At 59.8% G+C, this 6,128-nt stretch carries 3 protein-coding genes; all 3 read right to left on the minus strand.

Annotated features, from left to right (window positions below):
* Positions 1–95: 95 nt before the first annotated feature.
* Complete coding sequence (gene carB / locus MM194_RS18455; RefSeq protein WP_241344375.1) at positions 96–3,320, minus strand: carbamoyl-phosphate synthase large subunit; 3,225 nt, start codon at positions 3,318–3,320, stop codon at positions 96–98.
* An 18-nt stretch (positions 3,321–3,338) separates the two neighbouring features.
* On the minus strand, positions 3,339–4,475 hold the full coding sequence (gene carA, locus MM194_RS18460) for a glutamine-hydrolyzing carbamoyl-phosphate synthase small subunit (protein WP_033132172.1): 1,137 nt from the start codon (positions 4,473–4,475) through the stop codon (positions 3,339–3,341).
* Positions 4,476–5,124: 649 nt separating this feature from the next.
* On the minus strand, positions 5,125–5,937 hold the full coding sequence (gene dapB / locus MM194_RS18465; RefSeq protein ID WP_033132171.1) for a 4-hydroxy-tetrahydrodipicolinate reductase: 813 nt from the start codon (positions 5,935–5,937) through the stop codon (positions 5,125–5,127).
* Positions 5,938–6,128: the final 191 nt, after the last annotated feature.

A 6,128-nucleotide genomic window follows, 5' to 3' on the forward strand; every position in this document is an offset into this window, starting at 1 on the left:
CCAGCCAAAAAACAAAAACCCCGCCATCGCTGGCGGGGTCTTTTATGGTTCACATCAAGGACTCGGGACCGTACCCCAGTGTTCGTTGTGCACTCTTAGCGGTTTTTCACCTTCTGGTGCAACTCCTGCACCGAGTTCACGTTGGCGGTGGCATCGACGCTGATGGCCATGCAGGTGGCGAACGCCTCATTCAGGGTGGTGGTATAAGCCACCTTGTGCTGCAAGGCCGCGCGGCGCAGCTGCTTGGAGTCCTGAATCGCCACCCGCCCTTCGGCGGTGTTGACGATGTAGGTGTACTCGCCGTTCTTGATGCGGTCCAGGATGTGCGGGCGACCCTCGTGCACCTTGTTGACCAGGCGCGGGTTGATGCTCGCCTCACCCAGTGCGACGGCGGTGCCGTGGGTGGCATCCAGCTCATAGCCCAGCTCCAGCAGCTTGGCGGCGAGATCAACGACCTGCGCCTTGTCGCTGTGACGCACGGACAGCAGGGCGCGACCCTCCTTCGGCACTGCGTGGCTGGCACCCAGCTGGGCCTTGGCATAGGCCTCGGCGAAGCTGCTGCCCACCCCCATCACCTCACCGGTGGAACGCATCTCTGGCCCCAGCAGCGGATCCACACCCGGGAACTTGGCGAAGGGCAGTACCACCTCTTTCACCGAGTAGTAGGGCGGGATGATTTCGGTGGTAAAGCCCTGGGATTGCAGGGACTGACCAGCCATGACGCGGGCGGCGATCTTGGCCAGCGGCGCCCCTGTCGCCTTGGAGACGAAAGGCACGGTACGGGCGGCGCGCGGGTTCACCTCGATGAGGTAGATGTCGTTTTCCTTGACCGCGAACTGCACGTTCATCAAGCCCACCACGCCGAGCTCCAGCGCCAGCTTGCGTACCTGCTCGCGCATCTCGTCCTGAATTTTCTTGGACAAGGTGTAGGGCGGCAGGGAACAACCCGAGTCACCGGAGTGAATACCGGCCTGCTCTATGTGCTCCATGATGCCGCCGATGACCACATCGACGCCGTCGCAGATGGCGTCCACGTCCACCTCGGTGGCGTCATCGAGGAAGCGGTCAAGCAGCACGGGCGATTCGTTGGAGACGCTCACCGCCTCGGCGAAGTAGCGACGCAGGTCGGTCTCGTCATAGACGATCTCCATGGCGCGGCCACCCAGCACGTAGGAGGGGCGCACCACCAGCGGGTAGGTGATCCGCTCGGCGGTCAGTACCGCCTGTTCCAGGTTGGTGACAGTGCCGTTTTCCGGCTGCTTGAGGCCGAGGCGCTCGACGGCGGACTGGAAACGCTCGCGGTCTTCGGCGCGGTCGATGGCATCCGGGCTGGTACCGATGACAGGCACGCCGTTCGCTTCCAATGCCCGTGCAAGCTTGAGCGGGGTCTGGCCACCGTACTGCACGATGACGCCCTTGGGCTTCTCGATGCGCACGATTTCCAGCACGTCTTCCAGGGTCACCGGCTCGAAGTAGAGGCGGTCGGAGGTGTCGTAGTCGGTGGAGACGGTCTCCGGGTTGCAGTTGACCATGATGGTCTCGTAACCGTCCTCGCGCAGGGCCAGCGCCGCGTGCACGCAGCAGTAGTCGAACTCTATGCCCTGACCGATACGGTTCGGGCCGCCGCCGATGATCATGATCTTGTCACGATTGGTTGGGGCCGCCTCGCACTCCTCGTCATAGCTGGAGTACATGTAGGCGGTGTTGGTGGCGAACTCGGCCGCGCAGGTATCGACCCGCTTGTATATCGGGAAGATGTTGTGGCGGGCACGCAACTTGCGCACCTCGCCCTCGGCCACGCCGAGGATCTTGGCCAGCCGTGCGTCGGCGAAGCCCTTGCGCTTCAAGGCGCGCAGGAAGTCGGCATCGAGCCCGGCCATGCCGCGCTCTTTCACCTGCTCTTCCAGCTTGATGAGATCTTCTATCTGCACCAGGAACCAGGGGTCAATCTTGGTCAGCTTGAAGATGCCGTCCATGGAGAGACCGGCGCGGAACGCATCGGCGATGTACCAGATCCGGTCGCAGCCGGCATCCTGCAGCTCGTGACGGATGCGGGTCAGGGAGTCAGGGGCATTGAGGTCGACCATGGGGTCGAAGCCGGTCTTGCCGGTCTCGAGGCTGCGCAGCGCCTTGTGCAGGGACTCCTGGAAGTTGCGGCCTATGGCCATCACTTCACCGACCGATTTCATCTGGGTGGTGAGACGGTCGTTGGCGCCGGCAAACTTCTCGAAGTTGAAGCGCGGCACCTTGGTGACCACGTAGTCGATGGCCGGCTCGAAGGAGGCCGGGGTGCGACCGCCGGTGATGTCGTTCATCAGCTCGTCCAGGGTGTAACCGATGGCGAGCTTGGCGGCGATCTTGGCGATGGGGAAACCGGTCGCCTTGGAGGCCAGCGCGGAGGAGCGGGACACCCGCGGGTTCATCTCGATGATGACCATGCGGCCATCTTTCGGGTTGATACCGAACTGGACGTTGGAGCCACCGGTCTCGACCCCGATCTCGCGCAGTATCGCCATGGAGGCGTTGCGCATGATCTGGAACTCCTTGTCGGTCAGCGTCTGGGCTGGCGCGACCGTGATGGAGTCACCGGTGTGGATGCCCATGGGGTCGAAGTTTTCGATGGTGCAGACGATGATGCAGTTGTCGTTGCGATCCCGCACCACTTCCATCTCGTACTCTTTCCAGCCGATCAGCGACTCATCGATGAGCAGCTCCTTGGTCGGCGAGAGATCCAGACCACGCTCGCAGATCTCGACGAACTCTTCGGTGTTGTAGGCGATGCCGCCACCGGAGCCACCCATGGTGAAGGAGGGACGTATGATGCAGGGGAAGCCGACCATCTGCTGCACGCCCCAGGCCTCTTCCATGTTGTGGGCGATGCCGGCGCGCGGGCACTCCAGACCGATGCTCTTCATGGCGATGTCGAAGCGGCGGCGATCTTCCGCCTTGTCGATGGCGTCGGCGGTGGCACCTATCATCTCGACACCGAACTCGGCCAGCACGCCGTGCTTCTCCAGATCCAGCGCGCAGTTCAGCGCGGTCTGGCCACCCATGGTGGGCAGCACGGCATCCGGACGCTCTTTCTTGATGATCTCGCGGACCACTTCCCAGGTGATGGGCTCGATGTAGGTGGCATCGGCCATCTCGGGGTCGGTCATGATGGTGGCCGGGTTGGAGTTCACCAGGATGACACGGTAACCCTCCTCGCGCAGGGCCTTGCAGGCCTGGGCGCCGGAGTAGTCGAATTCGCAGGCCTGACCGATGACGATGGGGCCGGCGCCGAGGATCAGAATGCTCTGTAGGTCGTTACGTTTTGGCATGGTCTCTCTCTTTTCCTCTTAGGCGCGATACTGCTTGATCAATTCAATAAAGTGGTCGAACAGACCGGCACAGTCGTGCGGGCCCGGGCTCGCCTCGGGGTGACCCTGGAAGCTGAAGGCCGGACGGTCGGTGCGGTGGATGCCTTGCAGCGACCCGTCGAACAGGGAGACGTGAGTGGCGCGCAGGCAATCCGGCAGATTGTGCTCATCGACCGCGAAACCGTGGTTCTGGGCGGTGATCATCACGGTGTTGTCATCCAGGCTCTTCACCGGGTGGTTGGCACCGTGGTGGCCGAACTTCATCTTCATCGTCTTGGCACCGGAGGCCAGACCCAGCAGCTGGTGACCCAGGCAGATACCAAACACCGGGGTGTTGGTATTGAGGAAGGCCTTGATGGCCTCGATGGCGTAGTCGCAGGGCTCGGGATCACCGGGGCCGTTGGAGAGGAAGATGCCATCCGGATTCATCGCCAGCACCTCGGCGGCCGGGGTCTTGGCCGGCACCACTGTCAGGCGGCAGCCACGGTCCACCAGCATGCGCAAAATGTTGCGCTTGACGCCAAAATCGTAGGCCACCACGTGGTATTTGAGCTCATCGGCCGCCGGGGTGATGTGCCCCTTGCCGAGCTGCCAGCTGCCTTCGGTCCAGGCGTAGGCCTCGGCAACCGTCACTTCCTTGGCCAGATCCATCCCCTTGAGACCGGGGAAGGCGCGCGCCTGCTCGAGGGCGAAGGCCTCATCAGCCTGCTTGCCGGCCAGGATGCAACCGGCCTGGGCACCCTTCTCGCGCAGGATGCGGGTCAGTTTGCGGGTGTCGATGTCGGCGATGCCAACGATGTTGTGAGACTTGAGGTAATCGGAGAGGGATTGCTGACTGCGGAAATTGGAGGCAAGTATCGGAAGGTCCCGGATGATCAATCCCTGTGCGTGGATTTGATTGGACTCTTCATCTTCGCTGTTGGTGCCGGTGTTGCCTATATGAGGATAAGTGAGGGTGACTATCTGACGGGAATATGAGGGATCGGTGAGGATTTCCTGATAGCCCGTCATCGACGTGTTGAAAACCACTTCACCAACGGAACATCCCTCGGCGCCTATCGACACGCCTTTGAACACAGTTCCATCTTCCAGCACTAGCAATGCAGTGTGATTCAAGACAACCTCCAGTTATTTAGCTTTAAATTCAGCAATTTACCTGGGTGTTGCGGGTCCGGACGCTGTTTGAAACAGGGCTCAAACCCGGCAGATTTCTGGCAAATTGGGCGCATTCTACTTAAAAACGATCGCATTTCAACGTCTTTTCTCGTTTTAAATGCATCTAAATTCAATAAAAAAGCAACATTACCCATTATCTATGCACTTTATTGCTTTGCAACCCCCTCCCACAAAAGAAAAGCCAAAACCTGCTGCAAAAGCGGCTACCTGTGCCACTCAACGTACAAAAACCAATATTTAATTCATATAAAACAATACATTGTGATTTTTAAAAAAAACTAACCTGACATTAAACAGGCCATTTTATGGCAGAAGAGTGGCTGATAAAAATAGAAAACGTTTTTCTGTTTTTGAATTTTTAGTCTTTTTGCGTCATGTAAAAAAATGCGGATGCAGGGGAGATTGAGACCCTATCCCGTTACCCTTTGATGACATCTGCGCAATGAGGGCGGGAAGGGAATTTGATAAAGGTGGGATTTAGGCTTATTCGAAGAAAAAACGATGTGTAACCATCATTTATACAAAAAGGTACAAAAAACCCCGGCGCACCGGGGTTTGGCAAGATCTCGCGCGTAGCACGCCCGGACCCTTACTTCAGGTTGAGCACATCCTGCATGTCGTAGAGTCCGGCGGCTTGGCTCCTGAGCCACTTGCCCGCCCGCACGGCGCCATTGGCGAAGGTGAGACGGCTGGAGGCCTTGTGGCTGATCTCCACCCGCTCGCCTATATCGGCGAACATGACGGTGTGCTCCCCCACCAGATCACCGGCGCGAATGGTGGCAAAGCCGATGGTGTTGCGATCCCGCTCGCCGGTGATCCCCTCACGGCCATAGACGGCACACTCTTTCAGATCCCGTCCCAGCGTCTTGGCCACCACCTCCCCCATGGAGAGGGCGGTACCGGACGGTGCGTCCACCTTGTGTCTGTGGTGCCCCTCGATGATCTCGATGTCGGTGTAGTCCCCCATCACCTTGGCGGCCTGCTCCAGCAGCTTGAACACCAAGTTGACGCCGACCGAGTAGTTGGAGGCGAAGACGATGCCGATCTGGCTGGCGGCCTGATGCAGCGCGGCCTTGCCCGCGTCGTCAAAGCCGGTGGTGCCGATCACCATCTGCTTGCCGTGGGCCAGGGCGAACGCCAGGTTTGCCAGGGTCACCTCGGGACGGGTGAAATCGATGATGAGGTCGAACTCATCGCGCACCTTGTCCAGGCTGTCGCTGATGAGCACCCCCAGCTTGCCGAGGCCGTTGAGTTCGCCAGCATCCAGACCTATCACGGCAGAGCCCGGTCGCTCCAGCGCCGCCCCGACCACCACGCCCTCGGCGTTGGTGATGGCTTCCAGCAGCACCTTGCCCATACGACCATTACAGCCCATCACGGCCACACGGATCGGATTGTCCATCTCCACCCTCTCATCTGTTTGTTTTATGGAAAGACGACCGTTTTACCAGCCCGCGTCCCCTTTGAAAAGGCGCTGTCCCAATTACGTGTTGAAAGGCTAACCTTGAAATAGGTCATCCCCCTGAAGGCCACCATCATGGATACTCAAGCCTTTCAACACCTGCTGTCTCTCTTCCCACTGCTCACCTTGCG

This window comes from Aeromonas sp. MR16, from assembly GCF_022549315.1.
In the GTDB taxonomy this organism is placed as follows: Bacteria; Pseudomonadota; Gammaproteobacteria; order Enterobacterales; family Aeromonadaceae; genus Aeromonas; species Aeromonas aquatica.

Excerpts from the sequence above, each read along its gene's own strand:
- carB (WP_241344375.1), bottom strand. The coding sequence starts at position 3,320 with ATGCCAAAACGTAACGACCTACAGAGCATTCTGATCCTCGGCGCCGGC.
- dapB (WP_033132171.1), bottom strand. The coding sequence starts at position 5,937 with ATGGACAATCCGATCCGTGTGGCCGTGATGGGCTGTAATGGTCGTATG.